21 protein-coding genes are annotated in these 20,410 nt (G+C 69.7%); 13 read left to right on the plus strand and 8 right to left on the minus strand.

Going from position 1 to position 20,410, the window contains the following annotated elements; all coding sequences use genetic code 11:
* Positions 1 to 190: 190 nt before the first annotated feature.
* From G6048_RS15280 to G6048_RS15305, 5 genes are all read right to left on the minus strand, one after another.
* On the minus strand, positions 191 to 1,519 hold the full coding sequence (locus tag G6048_RS15280) for an aspartate aminotransferase family protein (RefSeq protein ID WP_165340080.1): 1,329 nt from the start codon (positions 1,517 to 1,519) through the stop codon (positions 191 to 193).
* A gap of 177 nt (positions 1,520 to 1,696) precedes the next feature.
* The gene (locus G6048_RS15290; RefSeq protein WP_235989876.1) at positions 1,697 to 4,453 is read right to left on the minus strand and encodes a GH59 galactosidase; all 2,757 of its coding nucleotides are present in this window, start codon (positions 4,451 to 4,453) and stop codon (positions 1,697 to 1,699) included.
* A gap of 223 nt (positions 4,454 to 4,676) precedes the next feature.
* Positions 4,677 to 5,603, minus strand: a complete 927-nt coding sequence (locus tag G6048_RS15295; RefSeq protein WP_165340081.1) for an aminoglycoside phosphotransferase family protein — start codon at positions 5,601 to 5,603, stop codon at positions 4,677 to 4,679.
* A 210-nt stretch (positions 5,604 to 5,813) separates the two neighbouring features.
* The gene (locus tag G6048_RS15300; protein ID WP_165340082.1) at positions 5,814 to 6,671 is read right to left on the minus strand and encodes an NmrA family NAD(P)-binding protein; all 858 of its coding nucleotides are present in this window, start codon (positions 6,669 to 6,671) and stop codon (positions 5,814 to 5,816) included.
* A 122-nt stretch (positions 6,672 to 6,793) separates the two neighbouring features.
* Positions 6,794 to 7,975, minus strand: coding sequence for a PucR family transcriptional regulator (locus G6048_RS15305; RefSeq protein WP_235989877.1), 1,182 nt, complete (start codon positions 7,973 to 7,975; stop codon positions 6,794 to 6,796).
* Between the two features lie 245 nt (positions 7,976 to 8,220).
* Between G6048_RS15305 and G6048_RS15310 the strand changes: the two genes are divergently transcribed.
* The 11 genes from G6048_RS15310 to G6048_RS15360 are packed head-to-tail and all read left to right on the plus strand — an operon-like array spanning position 8,221 to position 16,399.
* On the plus strand, positions 8,221 to 8,685 hold the full coding sequence (locus tag G6048_RS15310) for a CBS domain-containing protein (RefSeq protein ID WP_165340083.1): 465 nt from the start codon (positions 8,221 to 8,223) through the stop codon (positions 8,683 to 8,685).
* The gene (locus G6048_RS15315; protein WP_165340084.1) at positions 8,682 to 8,897 is read left to right on the plus strand and encodes a hypothetical protein; all 216 of its coding nucleotides are present in this window, start codon (positions 8,682 to 8,684) and stop codon (positions 8,895 to 8,897) included. The genes G6048_RS15310 and G6048_RS15315 overlap by 4 nt, the downstream gene beginning before the upstream one ends.
* Positions 8,894 to 9,433 (plus strand): Na+/H+ antiporter subunit E, encoded by a 540-nt coding sequence (locus G6048_RS15320; RefSeq protein ID WP_165340085.1) that lies wholly within the window; start codon positions 8,894 to 8,896, stop codon positions 9,431 to 9,433. Before G6048_RS15315 ends, G6048_RS15320 begins: the two co-directional genes overlap by 4 nt.
* Positions 9,430 to 9,711, plus strand: a complete 282-nt coding sequence (locus G6048_RS15325; protein ID WP_165340086.1) for a monovalent cation/H+ antiporter complex subunit F — start codon at positions 9,430 to 9,432, stop codon at positions 9,709 to 9,711. The genes G6048_RS15320 and G6048_RS15325 overlap by 4 nt, the downstream gene beginning before the upstream one ends.
* Complete coding sequence (gene mnhG / locus G6048_RS15330; RefSeq protein WP_206341622.1) at positions 9,708 to 10,022, plus strand: monovalent cation/H(+) antiporter subunit G; 315 nt, start codon at positions 9,708 to 9,710, stop codon at positions 10,020 to 10,022. Before G6048_RS15325 ends, mnhG begins: the two co-directional genes overlap by 4 nt.
* Positions 10,019 to 11,011 (plus strand): DUF4040 domain-containing protein, encoded by a 993-nt coding sequence (locus G6048_RS15335; protein ID WP_206341623.1) that lies wholly within the window; start codon positions 10,019 to 10,021, stop codon positions 11,009 to 11,011. Before mnhG ends, G6048_RS15335 begins: the two co-directional genes overlap by 4 nt.
* Positions 11,008 to 11,412 carry a cation:proton antiporter subunit C gene (locus tag G6048_RS15340; RefSeq protein WP_206341624.1) on the plus strand — a complete coding sequence of 135 codons (405 nt, stop codon included), beginning with the start codon at positions 11,008 to 11,010 and terminating at the stop codon, positions 11,410 to 11,412. The genes G6048_RS15335 and G6048_RS15340 overlap by 4 nt, the downstream gene beginning before the upstream one ends.
* The gene (locus G6048_RS15345; protein WP_165340087.1) at positions 11,409 to 12,887 is read left to right on the plus strand and encodes a monovalent cation/H+ antiporter subunit D family protein; all 1,479 of its coding nucleotides are present in this window, start codon (positions 11,409 to 11,411) and stop codon (positions 12,885 to 12,887) included. The genes G6048_RS15340 and G6048_RS15345 overlap by 4 nt, the downstream gene beginning before the upstream one ends.
* On the plus strand, positions 12,880 to 14,361 hold the full coding sequence (locus G6048_RS15350; RefSeq protein ID WP_206341625.1) for a proton-conducting transporter transmembrane domain-containing protein: 1,482 nt from the start codon (positions 12,880 to 12,882) through the stop codon (positions 14,359 to 14,361). The genes G6048_RS15345 and G6048_RS15350 overlap by 8 nt, the downstream gene beginning before the upstream one ends.
* A complete protein-coding gene (locus G6048_RS15355) occupies positions 14,358 to 14,717 on the plus strand; it encodes a hypothetical protein (protein ID WP_206341626.1) in 360 nt (119 codons plus the stop codon). The genes G6048_RS15350 and G6048_RS15355 overlap by 4 nt, the downstream gene beginning before the upstream one ends.
* Entirely contained in the window at positions 14,717 to 16,399 is a 1,683-nt protein-coding gene (locus G6048_RS15360) for a Na(+)/H(+) antiporter subunit D (protein ID WP_206341627.1), read from the plus strand. The genes G6048_RS15355 and G6048_RS15360 overlap by 1 nt, the downstream gene beginning before the upstream one ends.
* Before the next feature lie 109 nt (positions 16,400 to 16,508).
* On the opposite strand, the gene G6048_RS15365 is transcribed toward G6048_RS15360, so the two are convergent.
* From G6048_RS15365 to G6048_RS15375, 3 genes are all read right to left on the minus strand, one after another.
* Entirely contained in the window at positions 16,509 to 16,877 is a 369-nt protein-coding gene (locus G6048_RS15365; protein ID WP_328826039.1) for a hypothetical protein, read from the minus strand.
* Between the two features lie 173 nt (positions 16,878 to 17,050).
* Entirely contained in the window at positions 17,051 to 17,557 is a 507-nt protein-coding gene (locus tag G6048_RS15370; protein ID WP_165340089.1) for a hypothetical protein, read from the minus strand.
* 344 nt (positions 17,558 to 17,901) lie between these two features.
* Complete coding sequence (locus tag G6048_RS15375; RefSeq protein ID WP_165340121.1) at positions 17,902 to 18,423, minus strand: nitroreductase family deazaflavin-dependent oxidoreductase; 522 nt, start codon at positions 18,421 to 18,423, stop codon at positions 17,902 to 17,904.
* 169 nt (positions 18,424 to 18,592) lie between these two features.
* Between G6048_RS15375 and G6048_RS15380 the strand changes: the two genes are divergently transcribed.
* Together G6048_RS15380 and G6048_RS15385 are read left to right on the plus strand one after the other, a co-directional pair.
* On the plus strand, positions 18,593 to 19,660 hold the full coding sequence (locus tag G6048_RS15380) for a PP2C family protein-serine/threonine phosphatase (RefSeq protein WP_165340090.1): 1,068 nt from the start codon (positions 18,593 to 18,595) through the stop codon (positions 19,658 to 19,660).
* Positions 19,661 to 19,718: 58 nt separating this feature from the next.
* Positions 19,719 to 20,255 carry a MarR family winged helix-turn-helix transcriptional regulator gene (locus G6048_RS15385; RefSeq protein ID WP_165340091.1) on the plus strand — a complete coding sequence of 179 codons (537 nt, stop codon included), beginning with the start codon at positions 19,719 to 19,721 and terminating at the stop codon, positions 20,253 to 20,255.
* The last annotated feature ends 155 nt before the right edge of the window (positions 20,256 to 20,410 follow it).

Below are 20,410 nucleotides of genomic sequence, written 5' to 3' on the forward strand. Positions count from 1 at the left end.
GACCGATGCGAGCAGGTGCTCTTCTCCGACCCCGCCCGTTTCCCCGGCCAACTCGCTTGCCGTTCCACAAAGTAGCCGTGGACAACGGTCCGGTCACGGGCCAGAAGATGTCCGTATCACTACGGCAGTCCGAAGTCCCGGCGTCTCGGAGTGCGGCGTTTCGGAGCGCGGGGTCTCAGAGTCCGGCGTCTCAGAGTGCGGCGCAGGTCTCGGCGATCGCCTGGTCCAGAATCGTCAAGCCGAGCGACAGCTCCTCCTCGGTGGCGGTCAGCGGCGGTGCCATCCGCAGGACTCCTCCCATGCCGGGGAACTGGATGATGTTCATGTGCAGGCCGAGTTCGAGGCAGCGCCGCGTGACCCGCGCGCCCAGCTCGTTCGAGCTCCGCTTCGTCTCGCGGTCGACGACGAGTTCGAGACCGGCCAGCAGACCCCGGCCGCGGATGTCGCCGACGATCGGGTGGCGACCGGCCATGTCCTCCAGACCCTGGCGGAGGAACGCGCCGAGCGATCGCGCGCGCTCGTCGAGCTTGTCGTCGGTCAGCACGTCGAGGACGGTGTTGCCGACCGCGGCCACCAGCGGGTCGGCGACATGCGTGGTGAAGAACAGGAACCCGCGCTCGTACGCCTCCTGCTCGATCTCGGCGCTGGTGACCACGGCCGCGAGGGGCAGTCCGGCACCGAGGGTCTTGGACAGGGTGAGGATGTCGGGGACGATGCCGTCGCGCTCGAAGGCGTACCAGGTCCCGGTGCGGCAGAGGCCGGTCTGGGCCTCGTCGAGGATCAGCAGCATGCCGCGTTCCCGGCATTTTTCCTGCAAGGCCGCGAAGTACCCGGGCGGCGGTTCGATGATGCCGCCCGAGCTGAGAATCGGTTCGACGAGGCACGCGGCCAGGCTGCCGGTCGACTGGGCGTCGATCAGGTCGAAGGAGAAGTCCAGCTGGCGGCGCCAGTCCAGTGCGCCGTCGGCCGTGGTGAAGTCGGGCCGGTACGCGTTCGGCACCGGGATGGCGAAGTTGCCGGGCGCGGCCGGGCCGTAACCCTTGCGTCCCGTGCTGTACGTGGCGGACGCGGCGGCCTGCGTCATGCCGTGCCAGGACCGCGCGAACGAGACGATCTCGTGCCGGCCGGTGACGAGCTTGGCCATCCGGATGGCGGCCTCGTTCGACTCGGCGCCGGTCGTCAGCAGCAGCGCCTTCTCCAGCGGCGCGGGCAATGTGCCGGCCAGCCGCCGGGCGAGGTCGACCACCGGGCGGCTGAGCATGCCGCTGAAGAGGTGGTCGAGGCTCGCGACCTGCCGCTGGACGGTCGCGACGATCTCCGGGTGCGAGTGGCCGAGGATCGCGCTCATCTGGCCGGAGGTGAAGTCGAGGATCTTCCGGCCGTCCGCCGTGAACAGGAAACTCCCGGCGGCACCCTCGATGATCTCGCGAGTGAACTCACCTCCGTACCGGACGAGGTGCCTCTCGGCATCGGCCCAGAAGGCTTCGGCGGACGGCGGGGCGGGGTTCGAGGCAGTCATGTCCGCGACGGTAAGCGGCCGTTGAGCGACACGTCGAGGCCCGCTCGTCGATCACGCTGTTGCCAGGCCTGTCGATTGCGCTGTTGCCCGGCGTGGCGGTCGACCGCCGTTGTCGCGTCGCCACCAGGGAACTCGGGTCCCGTGACGCGCACGACAACGGCGGCGATCCGCTGCGGCTCAGCCCCTCGTGCGGCGGTCCTCACCGGGAACGACGTTGAACGCGTCGAGAACGATCTTTCCGGACTTGAGGACGAACTTCACCGTGTGCTTGCCGTCAGGCAGGCCGCGCAGCGTGTACGTCGCGAGGCGCTTGTCGACGGCGGCGGTCTTCGCGTCCACCGCGACGGGCTTGCCGTCGACGTAGACATCGAGAACGGCGCTGCCGTCGTTGCCGCCGATGACGTCGATCCCCGTACCGGTGAACGGGACGGTGAAGGACGCGCCGGCGGCCGTGCTCGTCGACGTCGACCGGTACCAGTCCATCGCGTCGCCGAGTGAGGCCTTCCGGCTCCAGGCACCGTCGTAAGTGACCGAACTATCCATGTTGTCGAGCTGGGTGCCGGTGTAGGGCGTGTACCCGTCGATCTTCTCGACCTTCAGGTTGTCGAAGCCCGTCTTGTAGAAGTCGCTGCCGAGCTTGACGCGGCCCTGGGTCTGCGGAGTCGGATCCTCGTACGTGGCGACCGCTTTCCCGTCGATGAACGCCGTGACCGTCGCGCCCTTCGCCTCGATGGCGAGGCGGTAGCCGTCGGACGCGGCGACCGTTCCCGTCTTGATCGCGGTGCCGTACTCGTAGAACGTCCAGGTGCCGTCCGGGCGGATACGCACGTTGTAGGCGGCGTCGCTGATCGCCATGCCCTTCTGCTGGCGGACGCCCAGGGAGGCGAGCCCGCCGGCCGGGTCCGGGAAGGAGACGTCGACCGTGGCCTTGTAGCTCTCCCAGCGGAAGTCGCCGACCGTGGTGTTCGGCGTGTGCCGGTTCCAGGCGTGGGTGTCCTTCATGGACTGGTCCATGTACTGGTACAGCACGTTGTCGCCGCGCGCGTCCTTCCCGACCTCCCAGGCGCCGGTCTGGTCGACCATGTAGCGCGGCTGGTTGCCACGGGACGTCAGGTAGGGCTGGGACACCTTGTGCGTGCCGTCGGCGGTGCCGACCCGGACCCTGCCCTCCTCCTCGTAGCCGAAGTCGTCGGCGTACAGGACGTCGTCGCGGGTGTTGCGCTTCTTGCCGGTGGCGTCGGTGTCGAGCACCGTGCGGTCCCCGGACTTGGGCAGACGTTGCTTCGTCGCCTTGTCGCGGCTCTTGTCCAGCGTCGTGAGGGTCACGATCGACCGCGGCTTGACGGTGTAGGTGTAGTAGCCGTCGCCGCCGGGCCGGATCTGGTCGGCGAGGTGCTTGAAGTTCGCGTCGTAGGCCTGTCCCGCGTCCGCCGCGCGGGTTTCCCAGACCTCCATGGTCGGGTCCGAGCCGAGCCGCATGTTCTCGGCCTTGATGCGGTAAGTCTTGGGCTGGTCACTGTCGTTGACCACGACCGTCGAGAAGTCCTTCTTACGGGGATCAGCGAGCGTCATATAACTCGGCGCCCCGTTCGACCCGTCGACGTTCTCGGTGCCGCTCACCCCGCTGTAACTGGCCTCCGGAACGGTGCGCCAAATACCCGCCGTGTTGGTGTCGTTCTCCCAGCCGGTCTTGGCGAACTGGGTGAAGTGCTGCATCACATAGAGGGCCGCGTCGTAATGGAGATAGCCCGACCATGGATCGCGGGCGCTGACGAGTTCCTTGTGGCTGTACTGGGCGCCTTCGTAGAAGGAACCGATCGCCGGCTGGAAGATGTAATGCGTCCGCTTCGAGTTCGCGTAGCTCTTGACGGAACGGTTCGCGAGGTCGAGGGCGCTTTGGACGCCGCCGATTCCGGTGCTCGCGCCATTGGGGCCGTCGGTGTTGTTGACGCGGTAATCGGTGTGGCCGAAGGAGCCGACGCCCTCGCTGTACCAGACCTCTTTGTCCTGGCCGTACGTGTTGTCACCGGTCGCCAGCTTCGTGTACGGCCGGTACGTGGCGCTGTCGGGGGCGCCGTCCAGCCGGTCGTCGGTGGTGTAGTGGTAGCCCACCGCGTCGACCATGCCGAAGAGTTCGGCGTCCGTGAGCAGGGCGGGGCCGATGTTCTTCGTGGTGTTCTCGTCCGATGCGGTGATCTTGATGTCGTGGTACGCCTTCGCGGCCGCCTTCTGCTGCCGGGGCGTCAGTCCGTACCGTGCGTCGGCGAAGTCCGTGTCCTTCACCAGCGCGTTCTTGTACCACTTGATGAAGGAGATGTCGGGGGTGCGCGTCTCGTTCTTGTCCGGATTGACGTAGTCGACCATGTACCCGTACTTCTCGTACGCGTCGAGGATCGTCTCCTTGTACCACTTGTACATCTCGTCGGTGCCGGTGCCCTTGTCCCATTCGTTCTGGACCCACTCGGGCATTTCCCAGCGGAGAATCGAGACCTTCAGATTTCGGTTGACCGTCTTGGCGTCGGCGGCCAATTGAAAGCCGGGGGAGCGGGACGAATCGGCGAGTTCGTCCGCTGTGCGCATCGTCGCCGGATCGGAACCGGTCGACGTGTTCGTGTCCGTCCCCATCTCGATCTTGACGTGGTTGATCAGCGGGTTCTTCCCGCCGAACAGCACCTTGACGAGCTGCCAGTACCGGTCGGGCTGCTCCGCCTTGTAATCCATCAGCAGATTGGTCGTGCTGTTGCAGCTGAGCAGGCCAAGTCCCTTGTACGTCAAGCCGTTCACGTTGTCGAGGCGCACGTCGTCCCCGTTGACCATGACCTCGACGGGATCCTCCGCGGTGTACGCGGCGGGGGCATTGACCACTCCCGCCGCCAGCGCCATGGCGGCTGCCGCGGCGACCGACCCCCACCCGAATCTCCTCTGCGTGCCCATCCGGCCTCGACTCCTTCTCCTCGTCGTACGTCTCGTACGTCGCGCACAAAAGACCTGGGCCCACGGGGCACCGGACACGCGTCAGTCGGAAATCGCTCCGAGTTCGACATTTCGAACCTTGTTCGCCTTGCCGCAGGAACGGTAGGAGGAAAGCGCTTTCACAGTCAATCCCCGTGCTGAGACTGCTTCTTGGGCTTCCTGTGTCAGGTGAGGGGAGCGGGGCCTATGCGGGCGAGGGCCGGCCCAAGTGGGATGTCAGTACGCGATCGAGCGCCGCCCGGCCCGCGGGTCCCCATGTCGGCTTGCCGCCAGGCAGGCCCCGATCTCCGGCCTGGCCCATGAGGATGAGGAAAAGGCTCTTCATGGCAGCCAGCCCTCGGGCGCGCCGGACCGTCGCCTCGTCCGCATGTGCGTACGCCTCGAAGAACCGTGAGGCCGCGCCCGCGGGAAGGAGCAGCCATGCGGCCGCGAGGTCCCACGCCGGATCACCGGCGAAGAGGTCACCGAAATCGACCACGCCCGAGAGCGTCCCGTCCGAGACCACGACATTCGCGGGATGGAGATCACCGTGCAGCCATACCGGCGGGCCCTCCCACTCGGGCGCCGCGACGGCGTCGTCCCAGACGTCCCGGACGGCCCGGACGTCGGCGCCAAGGCCGCCGGGGGCAATGCCTTGCAGGAACTCCTCGAAGCCGCCCGTGCACTCCTTGGGGTGAGCGCCGCGGTCCGAACTGGCCGGCGCCTCGGCGGGCGCCTCCACATGGAGCGCCCTGAGGAAGCCCGCCAGAGTGTCGGCCGCGTGCTCGCCGCGGCTGATCGAGGCGTAGTCGAGTGGCTCGCCGGGAACCCACGTCATCACGGTCCAGTGCTTGGGGAAGCGCTCGGACGGTTCGCCGAACCGCACCGGGGTCGGCACCGGGAGCGGCAGGCGCGGGGCCAGCACGGGCAGCCACCGCCGCTCCTTGAGCTGGAGCTCCGGGGTGGGGTCCATGCGCTGCATGCGTACGGCCAACTCGTCCCCGAGGCGCCACATTTGGTTGCCCCAGCCGCCCGCCACCTCGCGGATGGCCAGCCCCGCGAGGTCTGGATGCTGCTCCTGCAGCAGGTCGCGGACCAGCTCTGCGGTGATCTCGATCTCGGAGTCGGTCATGCGAAGCCACGGTACGTGAGGCAGGCGGAGCGAACGCTCACTCTCCGGAATCGGGTGCGCATGACGACGCCCCACCCTGGCTGTGAGTGGGGCGTCGTGTCCGTTGCGCTGTCGGACGTCGGGCGGCCCCGGCCCCCGGGCGCGGGCGCGGACGTGGTCGTCACCGGTGTTGCGGTTCCTTCCGCGTCCGTCCCACGCACTACGCCGGGGCTATGCCGTGGCGGCGGGGGCGGTTGCCGTGAAGGTGTCCGCGTGCTGCGCCGCCCACTGGGCGAAAGTGCGGGCCGGGTGGCCGGTGACCTTCTCGACGGTGTCGACGACCGTACGGCCCACCTCCGGGGTGTTCCCGTACGCCTCGAGCAGGAAGCCGATCACCTCTTCCGGGTGGCCCGCCGCCCGCCACCGCGCGACGGCCTCGTCCTCGGTCAGCTCGACCAGAGCGATCTCCCGGCCGCAGGCGGCGGCGATCGTCGCCACCTTGTCGCCGACGGTCAGCAGTTCGGGGCCGGTGATCACGTACTCCTGGCCGCCGTGGCCCTCCTCGGTGAGCGCGACCGCGGCGACGGCGCCGATGTCGCCCTCGTGGACCATGGCGCTGAGCCGGGAGACGAACGGCTCGCGGACTTCGCCCGAGGCCACGATCTGGTCCGCCCACTCCAGGGCGTTGGCCATGAACTCGACCGGCATGAGCACGGTCCAGTCGACACCGTCGTCGGCCCGCACGGCGTCCTCCAGCAGGGACGGCCCGCCGCCGTGCAGCACGGTGATCCGGCGTACGCCGGCCGCGCGGGCCAGCTCGAGGATCCGCAGGCCGCTCTCCAGTGGAGCGAAGTAGGGCCCGCCGAAGGTGATCAGATGGAGACCGGTGACGCCCTCCAGGGCCGGGATCAGGCTGTCGGGTGCGGTCAGGTCGCCCTGGACGACCTCGACGCCGGCCGGGAGGTTGGCCGTCGCCGGATCCCGGGTGAGGGCGCGGACCGCGTGGCCGCGGGCGAGCAGTTCGGCGACGACCTGACGGCCGACGGTTCCGGTGGCGCCGGTGACAAGAATCTTCTGCGTTTGCGTCATGGCACGACCGTAGGCGTCATATAGGTCAGGTCCTGTCCGCGATGCTTGGCCCAGGAGTGACGGCGGACGCCGGTATCCCTACCTACGCCTTCGTCGGCCCGCTGGCCGGTCGCGGGTAGGAGTCAGGACCCCTCGGGCCAGCCGAGCAGCTGTGCCCCGAGGACTGCGACCTGCAGTGTGAAGCTCTGTTGCGGGTCGTGCACCGAGTACCCGGTCAGTTTCTCGACCCGGTCGAGGCGGTACGTCACGGTCCGTACCCCGACGTGCAGTTCACGCGCCGCTGCGGTCGCCACCCTGTCCGCCGCGTAGTACGTCGCCAGCGTGTGCAGCAGGGTGCCAGGGCCGGTGCGTGCCTTTCTGATCGGCTCCAGGACCTCCTCGACGAGGTCGGCGAGCGCGCTCCTGTCCCGGATCAGTACCTGGTAGACGAGCAGGTCGGACGCTCGGTGCACGTGGCCGGGCAGTTGCAGGCGCTGGCCGATCTGCAGGGCCTGCCGGGCCTGCTCGAAGGACCGGACCGCACCGCCGGGCCCACGTTGCGGGCGTCCGACGCCGACGCGCCAGGCGCCGTCGGGCCCCAGGTTCTCCATGACGCGCGTGACGAACTCCTCTACGGTGCGGCGCACGTCGGGCACGATGCACACCAGCAGACTGTCCCTCGTCGTCACGAGTACGTCTCTGCTCGCGGGGTCGAGGCCGACGAGGGACTCGACCTGGCGGGTCATCGGGCCGCCGTCGACGAACGGCTGCGGGCCCGCCGCCACGATCACCACATAGCTGCCGGCGAGCCGCAGGCCGTACCGTTCGGCGCGTCCCACCAGGGTCTCGACATTGCGCCCGTCGAGGAGGTCGTCGACGAACTCACGCCGGAACGACTCCTCCTGGCGCAGTGACCAGCGCTGGGCCTCTTCGTACCCTTCAGCCACCGTCGTGATCGCCGCGTCGGCGGCGCGGAAGACCGCCTCGCCGATCCGGCGCAGTGCGTCCGCGCCTGAGGCCTCCCGCACACCGGGCAAGGAGGGCCAGGCGAGCCACGTCGCGCTCAGGTAGAGGTCGACGACTCCGCGGATGGGCACGTTCTGCTCGGCCGCGCGGGCGCCGATGTCGCGCCGACGGCGGAGCTCGTCCGGGCGGAGCCGTCCTCCCGTGCTGACCTTGGCCAGCATGGGCAGGTACCCCTCCAGGAGATCCGCCGGTACGCCGCGCGCCTCATCGCTCGCCCGTCCGGCGAGGGCTGCCACGGCGAGGTCTGCCGCACTGGGCGGCTCTGCACCGGCGGGGACCGATGACGTTCCCCTCGTCATGGTTGGCTCGATTCGTTTCTCATGCTGTGGCACACCGGCCAGCTTGCTATGTCGCGCGCCCGACCACTACCGGCTGTCCGGCAGGAGAGCGCTGCCTGCGGCGTGGCAAAGCCCTTCTTGCCGGTCGTCGGCAAAGAATGTGGGCCACTGATTGACCACGTCGGACGTTGGCCATGTTCACGACGTCCCAGATAATCGTGGTAATCGAGGTGCCCGCGCCGATGTTTCGATGACGGGAGACACGCATGCATGCCGCCGATGTCATCGAGACCTTGCCGACCGCGCTCCCGGACGACGACATCCTGTCCGCCGTACAGATGGTCTCCCGACACGGTCTGCCCGGCCTCGTCGTCGCTGACGAACAGGGCGAACTGATCGGCTGTATGTCGTCGGTCGACCTGCTCCGGGCAGCGCTTCCCCACTATTTACTGGACGATCCCGGCCTCACCCACGTCATCGACGAGGGCCATGCCGACCGGATAGCCGCAACGATGGTCGGCACCCGCGTCCGCGACGTCCTCACCTGGGTTGCGCTGCGCATTCCGAGGGTCGGGCCGCGAGCGACGGCCGTGGAGATCGCCGAGTTGATGGTACGGCGACAGTGCCCCTTCGCCCTGGTCGAACGGGAAGGAGGCGGGATCCTCGGGATCGTCACCGCCAACCGCCTGCTCGGCCTGCTCGCCACCGCGGCCGAGGGCACGCCCCGATGACCAGGAATGTGCACGCCGAATGGCCATCGTCGCGGGAGCTCGCAGGCGGCCTTCCCGACCGGCGCACACCGGCGGTCCACGCTCTCCCGCCCGCTGCGGGGTGCGCGCTGTCGTCCGTCGGCGCCCGGCACGTGTACGCCGGGCCCAACCAGCAGATCACCGTCCTCGGCACCCGGCCGACCGGTCGGCGCGACCGTGAGGGAGCTGTGTGAGCCTGCTCGACCATGACTCCGCCGGCGCCGCGAGCGCGCAGCAGCAACCCCGGCGCAAGAACACCATGCGCTTCCTCCGGACCGCTCCGCTTCCCGTCGTGTTCTGGCTGCTGCTCTCCGGTCACTACGAGCCGCTGCTGCTGGCGCTCGGTGCGCTCTCGGTCGCCGTGGTCTGCTGGCTGACCCGGCGAGCCGGTCTCGACCACCGGAGCGTGACGTTCGCCTTCGCCCTGCGGCTGCCGCGGTATTTCCTGTGGCTGAGTGGGAGCGTGCTCGTCTCGACGTTCGCGGTGGCGCGGAAGGTCTGGTCGCCGCGCCCGGACCTGCGGCCCGTGGTGGAGCCGATTCCGACGCCGCACCTGCAGGAGCTGTCGCAGGTGGTCTACGCGAACTCGATCACGCTGACCCCGGGCACGCTGTCGCTGGATGTCGAGGCGAACCACATAGAGGTGCACAGCCTGGAACGGTCCGGCGTCGACGAGCTCCGCAAAGGGCTCATGCTGAGGCGGGTGCGGCAGACGGAGGCGCAACGATGATCTTCGCCGTCATGGCGGCGTTGCTGGTCACGATGGTGCTCACGCTGCTGCGCGCCTTCATGGGCCCCGGCCGCTACAACCGCATCCTCGCGGTCAACACGTTCGGCACCAAGACCGTGCTGTTCGTCGCGGTGGCCGGTTTCCTCTTCGGAAGGCCCGAGTTCCTCGACATCGGCATCCTCTACGCGTTGGTCAACTTCGTCGCCACCGTCGCGGTGCTCCGCCTGACCCACTACCAGGAACTCGTGAGCGACACGGAGAGGGGCGAGGGAAAGTGAGTGTCCTCGAGGTGCTGAGCGGCGCGCTGTTGATCGCCGGCGCCCTGGCCGTACTCACCGGCGGGGTGGGCATGCTGCGCTTCCCGGACTTCTACACCCGCATCCACGCCGCCGGCATCACCGACTCCGCCGGTGCCGGATTGATCCTGCTGGGCCTGCTGCTGCGGGTGGACACCTGGAACACCGCGGTCCGCCTGCTGATCATTCTGCTGTTCCTGGCGCTGACCAGTCCGACCGCGACGCACATCCTGGCGCACGCCGCGCGACGGGACGGCGTGCCCATGTGGCGGAAGGGTGACCCGCGCCGGTGACGACGACCTTCACCCTGATCAACGTATCGCTGCTCGCCATCCTCACGGCGACCGCGGTGACCATCACGCGGCTGCGCGCGCTGTACGAGGCCACGATGCTGGCGGCGCTGTTCAGCCTGGCCACCGCATGCCTCTTCGTCCTCCTCGACGCCGTGGACGTGGCGTTCACGGAAGCCGCGGTCGGCGTCGGCATCAGCACGGTGCTGCTCCTCGGTGTGCTCGCGCTGACCCGCTCCTCGGAGTCCGTCACACCCCGTCGGCGGCGCCTGCCCGGCGCGATCGCCGTGCTGCTGGTCGGCGGCACGCTCGGCTACGCCAGCCTCGATCTGCCCGAGTTCGGCAGCGCCGACAGCCCCGTGCAACGCCACCCGGTCACCGACGAGTACCTGCACCAGTCCCAGGAGGACATCGGCATCCCCAACACCGTCACCTCAGTGCTGGCCAGTTACCGAGGGCTCGACACCCTGGGTGAGCTGGTCGTCGTCTTCACCGCGGGCCTGGCCGTACTGTCGCTGCTCGGCCCGCTGGCGCGGCCGGAGCAGACCCGGCCGGCCGCGGACTTCCATCTCGCCGACTACCGCGTCATCCGCGTCGTCAGCGGCACGCTCATGCCGTTCATCCTGCTGTTCGCGCTCTACGTGCTCTTCCACGGCGACTACGGCCCCGGCGGCGGCTTCCAGGCCGGCGTGATCTTCGCGTCCGGCTTCGTGCTCTACGGTCTGGTGTTCGGCCTTGACCGGGCGCAGCGCGTGGTGCCGCGTGCCGCGCTGTGGTTCCTGGTCTCGCTCGGCCTGCTGCTCTACATCGGGGTCGGTGTGACCACCATGCTGCTCGGCGGCTCCTTCCTGGACTACGACGTCCTCGCGAGCCACCCCGAGACCGGGCAGCATCTCGGGATCCTGGTGGTCGAGACGGCCATCGGCATCACCGTCGCATCCGTCATGACGACGATCTTCTTCGGCTTCGCGGGCCGGGGGGTGGCACGGTGATCGCCTCCCACTACGTCTACTGGACGTTCTTCGCCCTGATGCTGATCGGGCTCTACGTCGTCATCAGCCACGGCAACCTGCTGAAGAAACTGATCGGCCTCAGCCTCTTCCAGGTCGGGGTCTTCCTCTTCTACATCAGCCTCGGCAAGCGGGACGGCGGCAGCGCGCCGATCATCTCTGACGACGTCGAGACCTACTCCCACCCGCTGCCGCAGGTGCTGATACTCACCGCCATCGTGGTCGGCGTCGCCACGCTCGCGGTGGGGCTGGCCCTGGCCGTCCGGATCTTCGAGGCCTACGGCACGGTCGAGGAGGACGAGGTACTCGAAATCGACAGCACCGAACGCGTCGCCGAGCAGGACCGTGAGCGGGCAGCCGAGCAGGACGGCGGTGGCTCATGACGGGTCAGCTGCCGGTGCTTCAGGTGGCGGTCCCACTGCTCTGCGCGCCGCTGTGTGTGCTGCTGCGCTCCCGGCTCGTGGCGTGGCTGCTGTTCCTCGCCGCCGCCGTGGCCTCGCTGACCTGTGCCGTCTGGCTGGCCGAGCGTGTGGACGAGGCCGGGGCGCTGCGGTACGCGATGGGCGACTGGCAGCCGCCGTACGGCATCGAATTCGTGGTGAACGGCTTCAACACCCCGGTGCTGCTGCTGGTGTCGCTGACCGCCGTGGTCGTCGCGGTCTACGGCCGTCGCAGTGTCGCGGCCGAGCTCGATTCCCGGCGGGCCACGCTGCTGTACGCCTGCCTGTGTCTCACCCTGGCCGGGCTGCTGGGACTGACGATCACCGGGGACGTGTTCAACGCGTTCGTGTTCCTGGAGATCAGCTCCCTGTCGACGTACACGATGATCGCCATGGGGCGTCGCAGACAGGCGCTGCTGGCAGGTTTCCGCTACCTGGTGATCGGCACCATCGGGGCGACGTTCATGCTGATCGGCATCGGCCTGGCGTACGCGGTCACCGGCACCCTGAACATGGACGACCTGGCCGGGCGGCTGACCGGCAGCCACGACAACCGTGCGCTGCAGGCCGCCGTGGTCTTCGTCTTCGTCGGCCTCGCGGTCAAGATGGCCGTCTTCCCGCTGCACGCCTGGCTGCCCGCGGCCTACGGGGAAGCCCCGTCCGCGGTGAGCACGTTCGTCGCCGCCACCGGAACCAAGGTCGCGATCTACGTGTTCTGCCGGTTCGCCTTCACCGTCTTCGGCGCCTCGCTGGTGTTCGGGAAGATGCCCGTCGACCGGATCGGCCTGCTCCTGGCCGCCCTCGGGATCCTGGCGGGCTCCGCCGCCGCATGCTTCCAGGACGACCTGCGGTATGTGCTGGCCTGGTCCAGCGTCGCGCAGGTCGGCTACATCGTGGCCGGAGTCAGCCTGGCCACCACGGCCGGCGTCTCCGCCGCGTACCTGCACATGATCACGCACTCGGTGACCAAGGCCGCGCTGTTCGCGATCGCCGGGCTGCTGCTGCTCAGGCTCGGCTCGGTCCGCCTTTCGGCGCTGGCCGGGATCGGCCGCCGGATGCCCTGGACGTTCGCCGCGTTCGTGGTCGCCGGCCTCGGCCTGGTCGGGGTGCCGCCGGCCGCGGGATTCGTCAGCAAATGGGCACTGGTGACGGCACTGGTCGAGCGCGACCAGTGGCCCGTGCTCGTGGCCATGCTGGCCGGCTCGCTGCTCGCCCTGGTCTACGTCGGCCGCGTGGTCGAGGTCGCCTGGTTCCGCGAACCGCCCGACGGAGCCGAACCGCCGCGCCCACCGGCGTCCATGGTCGCGGCCATCTGGTTCCTCGTCCTGCTGTCCCTCTACTTCGGGATCGACGCCTCCCTGCCGGCCCACCTCGCCGACGCCGCGGCCGAAGCGCTGCTCGGCAAGGGAGGTGGCTGAGCTGACCGCCGCCTGGACCTCCCCCGACCGGGCCGCCGCCCTGCCGACCGCGGTGGCCATCCCCCTGCTGGCCTGCGCTGCCGTACTGCTCCTGCGGCACCGGCCCCTCGCACGTGAGGCGGCCTCGGTGGCCTGCGGCCTCGCGCTGACGGGCGTGGTGCTCACCCTGTGGCCGGCGGCCGACGACGGGCTGCGCTTCGAGCTGTGGACGTGGCTGCCCGGCCTGTCACTGGAGTTCGCCCTCGAACCGCTGGGCCTGCTGTTCGCCTCGGTCGCCGCCGTGCTCTGGCCGGTCAGCACCGTCTACGCCGCCGGTTACCTGCGCGCCGCGCGGGAGCCCGCCCTGGACAGGTTCTTCGCCTTCTTCGCGCTGACGATCGCGTCCGCGATGTGGATCGCCCTGTCGGCCAACCTGGTCACCCTGCTCATCGGCTACGAGCTGATGACCCTGGCGACCTGGCCGCTGGTGGCGCACCACGGCGACAAGGAGGCCCGGCGCGGGGCACGTACGTACGTGGTGGTGCTGCTCGTCACGTCCATCGGGCTGCTGCTGCCCGCGATCATCTGGACCTGGGTCCTGGCCGGCACCACCGACTTCCGTCCCGATGGCATCCTGGCGGGCCAGGCAGGATCCGGGGTGCTCACCCTGCTCTTCGCGCTCTACCTGTTCGGCATCGGCAAGGCGGCGCTGATGCCGGTACACCGCTGGCTGCCCGCGGCCATGGTGGCACCCGCCCCGGTGTCGGCGCTGCTGCACGCGGTGGCCGTGGTCAAGGCCGGGGTCTTCACGGTCCTGAAGGTCGCGGTGTACGTGTTCGGCCTGGACACGCTGCGCGAGAGCGGTGCCGCGGTGCCGATGACGTGGGTGGCGGCGTTCACGCTGATCGCCGCCGCCATCGTGGCGATACGGTCGGACAACCTCAAGCGCCGGCTGGCCTACTCGACGGTCAGCCAGCTCGCCTACATCGTGCTGGCCGCGACGCTGGCCCACGAGGTCGCCGCCGCGGGCGGCGCCCTGCACATGGTCACCCACGCGGTCGGCAAGATCACCCTGTTCCTGTGCGCGGGCGCGATCGCGGTCACGGCCGGGAAGACCCGCGTCAGCGAGCTGGACGGGCTCGGCCGCGCGATGCCGTGGACGTTCGCGGCGTTCCTGACGGCCACGGTCTCGATCATCGGCCTGCCTCCGACGGGCGGCACCTGGAGCAAGTGGCTAATGCTTCTCGGCACCGCCGAGGCGGACCAGGTCGTACCGCTCGTAGTGCTGCTCGCCGGCTCGCTGCTCGCCGTGGCCTACCTGATGCCGATCGCGGTGCGCGCGTTCCTGCGGCCGCCGGCCGGCCTGGCGGCGCACGGTGAGGCCCCGCTCGTGATGACCGGGCCGCTGACCCTGACCGCACTCGGCTGCGTCGCCCTCTTCTTCGGTGCGGACGCCGTGCTCGCCCCCCTGGCCAGGACCCTGGAGCTGCCGTGAGCGACGACCGACACCGGCCCGACAACGATCGCGCGCCCGACGACCACCGCGCGCCCGACAACGATCGCGCGCCCGACGACCGCCGCTGGCTGGACGAGCCGCGCAACGTGACCCGCCTCGTGTACGGCTTGGCCGTGCTGTGCGCGCTGTCCCTGCTGGCCGACTTCCTCTACACCAAGCACCCCCACTTCTCCGTCGAAGGGTGGCCCGGCTTCTACGCCGTCTACGGCTTTGTGGGCAGCGTGACGCTGGTGCTCGTGGCCAAGGAGCTGCGGCGGCTGCTGCGGCGCGACGAGGACTACTACGACCCGCCGGAACAGGACCGCCACGAACCCCCCGCTACGGGACCGCGATGATGACCAGCCCCGCTCTGCTGCTGATGCTCGGCGCGGCCGGCGTGCCGCTGCTGCGCGGCCTGCCACGCCGCGCCCTCATGCTGCTGCTCCCGGTGGCGGGCCTGATCATGCTGTGGCTGCTGCCCGAAGGACCCGGAGCCACCTTCGCGCTCTTCGGCCTGGAGCTGACCCCGGTACGGATCGACGCCCTGTCCCGTCTGTTCGCCACAGGCTTCCTGGTCGCCGCCCTGCTGACCTCGATCTACGCCCTGCACCTGCGGAGCCCCCTGGAGCAGGCGCTCATCCTGCTCTACTCCGGCACCGCGATCGGCGGCGCACTCGCCGGTGACCTGGTGACCCTGTTCGTGTTCTGGGAGCTCGCCGGCCTGTCCTCTGCCTTCCTGATCTGGGCGGGCCGCACCGAACGCAGCTACCGCGCGGGAATGCGTTACCTGGTCGCGCAACTGATCTCCGGCCTGCTGATGCTGGCCGGAATCGCGCTGCGGGTCCAGGCCGGCGAAGGCATCGAATTCGGCTACCTCGGGCTGAACGGCCCCGGCGACGCCCTGATCCTCCTCGCGGTGGGCATCAAGTGCGCCTTCCCGCTCCTGCACGCCTGGCTGACCGACACCTACCCCGAGGCGACCGTCGTCGGCGCGGTGGCACTGTCCCCGTTCACGACCAAGCTCGCGGTCTACGTACTGGCCCGCGGCTTCCCGGGCACCGACCTGCTGATCTGGGTCGGCGCGGCCATGACGGTCTTCCCGATCTTCTACGCCGTGATCGAGAACGACCTGCGCCGGGTGCTCGCCTACAGCATGATCAACCAGCTGGGGTTCATGGTCGCGGGCGTCGGCATCGGCGGCGCCCTCGGGGTCAACGGCGCGAGCGCGCACGCCGTGGCGGACATGGTGTTCAAGAGCCTGCTGTTCATGGCCATGGGCGCAGTGCTGCTGCGTACGGGCACCACCAAGGGCTCCGAACTCGGCGGCCTCTACAAGTCCATGCCCCAGACGGCGGCCCTGTGCATGGTCGGCGCGGCCTCCATCTCCGCCTTCCCGCTGTTCTCCGCGTTCGCCACCAAATCGATGATCATGGAGGCGGTCGGACAGGAACACCTGACCGTGGTCTGGCTGCTGCTCCTCTTCGCCTCGGCCGGCGTCTTCCACCACGCCGGCATCAAGATCCCGTACTTCGCCTTCTTCGCCCATGACCGCGGCCACCGGGTGGCCGAGGCCCCGGTCAACATGCGCGTGGCCATGACGCTGGCTGCCCTCATCTGCGTGGGCATCGGGGTGGCGCCGAACCTGCTGTACGAACTCCTCCCACACCCAGTGGACTACGTGCCCTACACAACCCCGCACGTGATCAACCAGCTGCAACTGCTCCTGCTCGCCTCGATGGCCTTCACCCTGCTGGTCCGCACCGGCCTGTACCCCCCGGAGCTCCGCTCGGTCAACCTGGACACCGACGTGGTCTACCGCCGGGTGCTGCCGCGCAGCTGGCACGCGCTCTCCCGCGCCGTCCCCCGGCTGCGCCGCACCCTGGGCCCACCGCTGCGCCACCATGGCGGAAATCTGTGGAGCGCGACCACCCGCCCTTTGCGTCCGGAGGCAAAGCTCGCGACGCCATGGCCGACCCACCTGATGGTCTGGTGGGCCGTCTTCCTGCTGGGAGCCGTGCTCTTGCTGGCGCTGCTGTAGCGCGCCCCGGCTCACAGAGCCTGCGCCGATTTCGTGCGGCACGAGTCCGCGACGGTGATCGAGCCCGATGAGACGGGCTCCCTCCGCGGCGCCGTTCTCGCAGCCGTTCTCACAACAGGGTCTCGATCCGGCGAAGTTCCTGGCGCGCGGTGTCCGGCTCGGCGCGCTCGCGGTCCAGGACCAGCAGGAGGAAGAGCCCCTCGTGGGTCCGGCGGGTCAGCGGGCGGAGGAGGTGGTACTCGCCGTCGAGGGTGATCAGGATGTCCTCGAGCTGTTCCGGCTTGCGGCCCATCAGGTTCAGGGCGGAGAGATGGGCGCGTACGACATCGGTGGCGCCGTGGGCCACCCGGTTCAGGTCGAGATCCTTCCGGTGGCTCAGGGCGCCGAGCGGCATGCGGCTGATGTAGTCGACGACGGCGGCGCCGAGCGCACCTTCGAGGAGCATCGACCGGTTGAGCGCGACCTGGATGGCTGACACGGCCGAGTCCCCTCTTGGCGTACGGCGATCTTCCGTGCCGACCAGGCTTCCCGGCGCTCCAGCCCCGGACGACGTCCTCTTCGCGGACGCCTGCGGCGGAGCACCTTTGCATAGTGCCATGGTTCGCGGCTGTCGGCTCCCTCCACGCGGCGGTTGGGCTACCGACTGCTGGGTCAGGCGGGTCCGGTTGGGAAACGGGTTGCCGGGGACTGCCCGGGGGGTGCGTCCTCCACCTGCTGCACGATGGTGCCGTCCGGCCGTCCGTCCGGGGTGTCCGCGCTGGTGGAAAGCCAGGACCAGGCGCCCAAGGCCAAAGTGATCGCGGCAGCCGTGACCATTACGCGGCTGACGCGCCGGAGCCTGGCGCGGCCGTCCAGCTCCCGCCAGGTCGGGCCGGCCCACGGGTCGTCCGGCTGCCACATTTCGCCCACCGCGTCCGTCTCACAGTAGGCCGGCTTTTCATACGGATGCCGCGACCGCCGCTCCGCACTGTCCGCGTCGATAGTTCCGGGGTGCCGCCGCGTCGCGCGCTCCCGGGCGGAGGGTTCCCTGGGAGCGGAACGACGAATGGCGCCCTCGCTGTCCGCGAGGAACTTCAGCCAGACCTCCTCGGAGCCGGACAGCGTGCCGTCCCTCTCTTCGGGCGTCCCCTGGCCGCCGCCTGGCCCTTGGGTGGTCATGATCCCCCCTTCCCCTCCTGTTCACGTTTGTGGACAGTGCCCGCCTCACCCCTGAACATTCCGCGCGACTCCGCGCTCGGCGGGGGGCCGACGGCCTGCCGGTGCCGTCCTGTGCCGCATTGCCTTGCCGGTTCCCTCCTGGGCGCCGGACAGCAGTCGGCCGTCGGCTCCCCTGCCTGATCATTGCATGGTGCAAAATGAGATCGCCAGGCTTTGGGTCACTTTCCGCTACGCCTCGGGCGGCGGGGCGTGTGCCGCGGTGGCTGTCTGTGGATGTCGCGCCGGACGCATGGCCCGCATCCCCGGTGGTGTGAGAGGTAGGTGGGCCGGGCGACTCGACCCACCTACTCGATTCCGCGTCGGGGGCGGCGGCTTCCGTAGGCGTCGTCGAGCCGGACGAAGGGGATGGTTCGCCCCGCCTCGCGGAACGACGCCTCACCGCCGTCCGCAGGAAGGCCCATGAAGGCGCACAGGCGGCGGGCCGTACGGGGGTGCCGCCGGGCGTAGTCGGCCATGGCCTCGGCGCCTTCGTCGGGTGAGAGGAAGCGGGCGGTGACGGCGCGCAGGCGGTTGCCGGACTGGATGAGGGTCTTCGGCTGCCGACGCAGGTTCTGGTACCAGTCGGCCTTCGGCCCGAAGCCGGAGGCGACGGTCCAGCTCGCACCGGCCGGGTCGTGGGACACCACTTCCAGGATCACCCGGCGGTCGAGGCCGCTGAAACGGCCGACGTGGTGCAGCAGGAGGAACCGTTTCCCGAAGAGCGGCCCCAGCCCCACGCGGAAGAGCAGGATCGGCAGCCGCACGGCCAGGCGCCGCCACCCGGTGGGGAGTTGGGTACGGCGAGGTGCGCTGTCGCTGTGCGCCATGGTCACCTTCCGCATATCGGGAATGTCGGCTCACGGACTCGATTGGATAAAGGCCCCGGGTCGGGAGCCTCCTCACTCGGGCAACCTTTGCATAGTCTAAAGGTGGGGGAGGCGCGCCTGCGGAGGAAAGGGGCGGCTCTCGAGCGCCTCGACACCGCTGGAGTACGCCATGACCGACCACAAGCCGCCATCGAGCTTGACGGTGCTCTCCTGGATGCCGGTGCTGGTGATGGCCGCGGTGGCGGTCGCGGACGTCGTGTCCGGGCCGGGGGTGGGATTTCTCCCGCTCGTGTCGCTCGGGCCCGCGTTCTCCGGGCTGGTCGGAGGGTGGCGTCGTACGGCGGTGTTCGGACTGGCGGCACTGGTGCTGTGCGTGGCACTCGGGCTGTACGACGGGCTGCTGTTCGAGGAGCGACGCGGTTTCACGGCTCTGGCGTCGGTGGCGGGCGTGACGGGGGTGGGCATCGCGGCAGCCGTGATGCGCTCGCGGCGCGAGGAGGAGCTGGCCAGTGTCCGGTCGATCGCGGAGGTGGCCCAGCGGGTGCTGCTGCGGCCGGTGCCGCTGACGGCGGGGCCGCTGCAGGCAGCGGTGTCGTACACCTCGGCCGTCGCAGAGGCGCGCATCGGCGGAGATCTGTACGAGGTGGTCGCCTCGCCGCACGGCATCCGGGTGATCGTGGGCGATGTGCAGGGCAAGGGCCTGGCCGCCGTGGAGACGGCGGCCGTCGTCCTCGGTGCCTTCCGGGAGGCGGCGCACGACGAGCCGGACCTGGCGGGGCTCGGTGAGCGCCTGGAGCGGAGCGTGGCCCGGGAGCTGGAGGGCGAGAAGTTCGTCACCGCGATCCTCGCCGAGATCGGCGCACGCCACGAGGCCGTCTTCCTCAACTACGGCCATCCGGCCCCGATGGTCGTACGCCGTAACGGCACCGCCGACTTCCCGCAGCCGCCCGCCTACGCCCTTCCGCTGGGGCTGGGCGCTCACGGAGGCGAGGGCCCGAAGCCTTATCGGGTGGACTTCGCCCCCGGCGAGCAGCTCTTGCTGTACACCGACGGCGTCACCGAGGCCCGCGACGAGGAGGGCCGCTTCTATCCCGTCGGCGAGCGCGCGCACCTGCTGAAGGATCCCGACGCGCACCGTGCCCTGGAGGCGCTGCGTGCGGACCTTGCCCAGCATGCTGACGGGCCGCCCCACGACGACGCCGCGATGCTCCTGCTCCGGTACCACGGTCATGGGTAGGGGAAATCGGTTCCCATCGCAGGGATGAGCGGTGACTTCGGCGCGGTAGAAAGGACGTATGCCGGAGCGCGAGACCCCCGCGGGGGCGATGGAAGATGTTGACGCGGTGACCCGTGCGGTGCTGACGGCGTCACGGCTGCTGGTGGCGGTCTCCGCTCGCTCCCTCGCCGAGGTCGAGGAGAGAGTGACGCTCCCGCAGTTCAGGATGCTGGTGGTGCTGTCCACACGCGGGGCCACGAAGCTGGTTACGCTCGCCGACCTGCTCCAGGTGGCGCCGTCCACCGCGATGCGGATGGTCGACCGGCTGATCGCGACCGGGCTCGCGGACCGGCACCTCAACCCCGGCAACCGCCGCGAGACCCTCCTGCAGCTCACCGCGGAGGGGAGCCGTACGGTCGAGGACGTCACCGCCCGGCGCCGCGCCGAGATCGCCGCGATCGTCGAGCGGCTCACCCCTACGCAGCGGCTGGCCCTCATCGAGGCCCTCAACGCCTTCAACGAGGCCGGCGGAGAGCCGCTCGTGACGGCTCTGGATGATGCGGAACCGCACCCGTTGGGCTGGGCGGTGGACGTCCCGGTGGCCCGGGACGCCTGACAAAACCGCCCCGGCACTCCGGCCGGATGGCCCGAGGCACTCCGGCCGGACGGTCTGAAACCGGCGCGCAGGCGGACGGAGCCCTCGAGGCACCGTCGTATTCGAGTACCGCTTCTCAGTGCCTGGCGGGTTTTGCATAATGCAAGGGAGCCGGG

The organism is Streptomyces ureilyticus (assembly GCF_011045025.1).
Classification (GTDB): Bacteria; Actinomycetota; Actinomycetes; order Streptomycetales; family Streptomycetaceae; genus Streptomyces; species Streptomyces ureilyticus.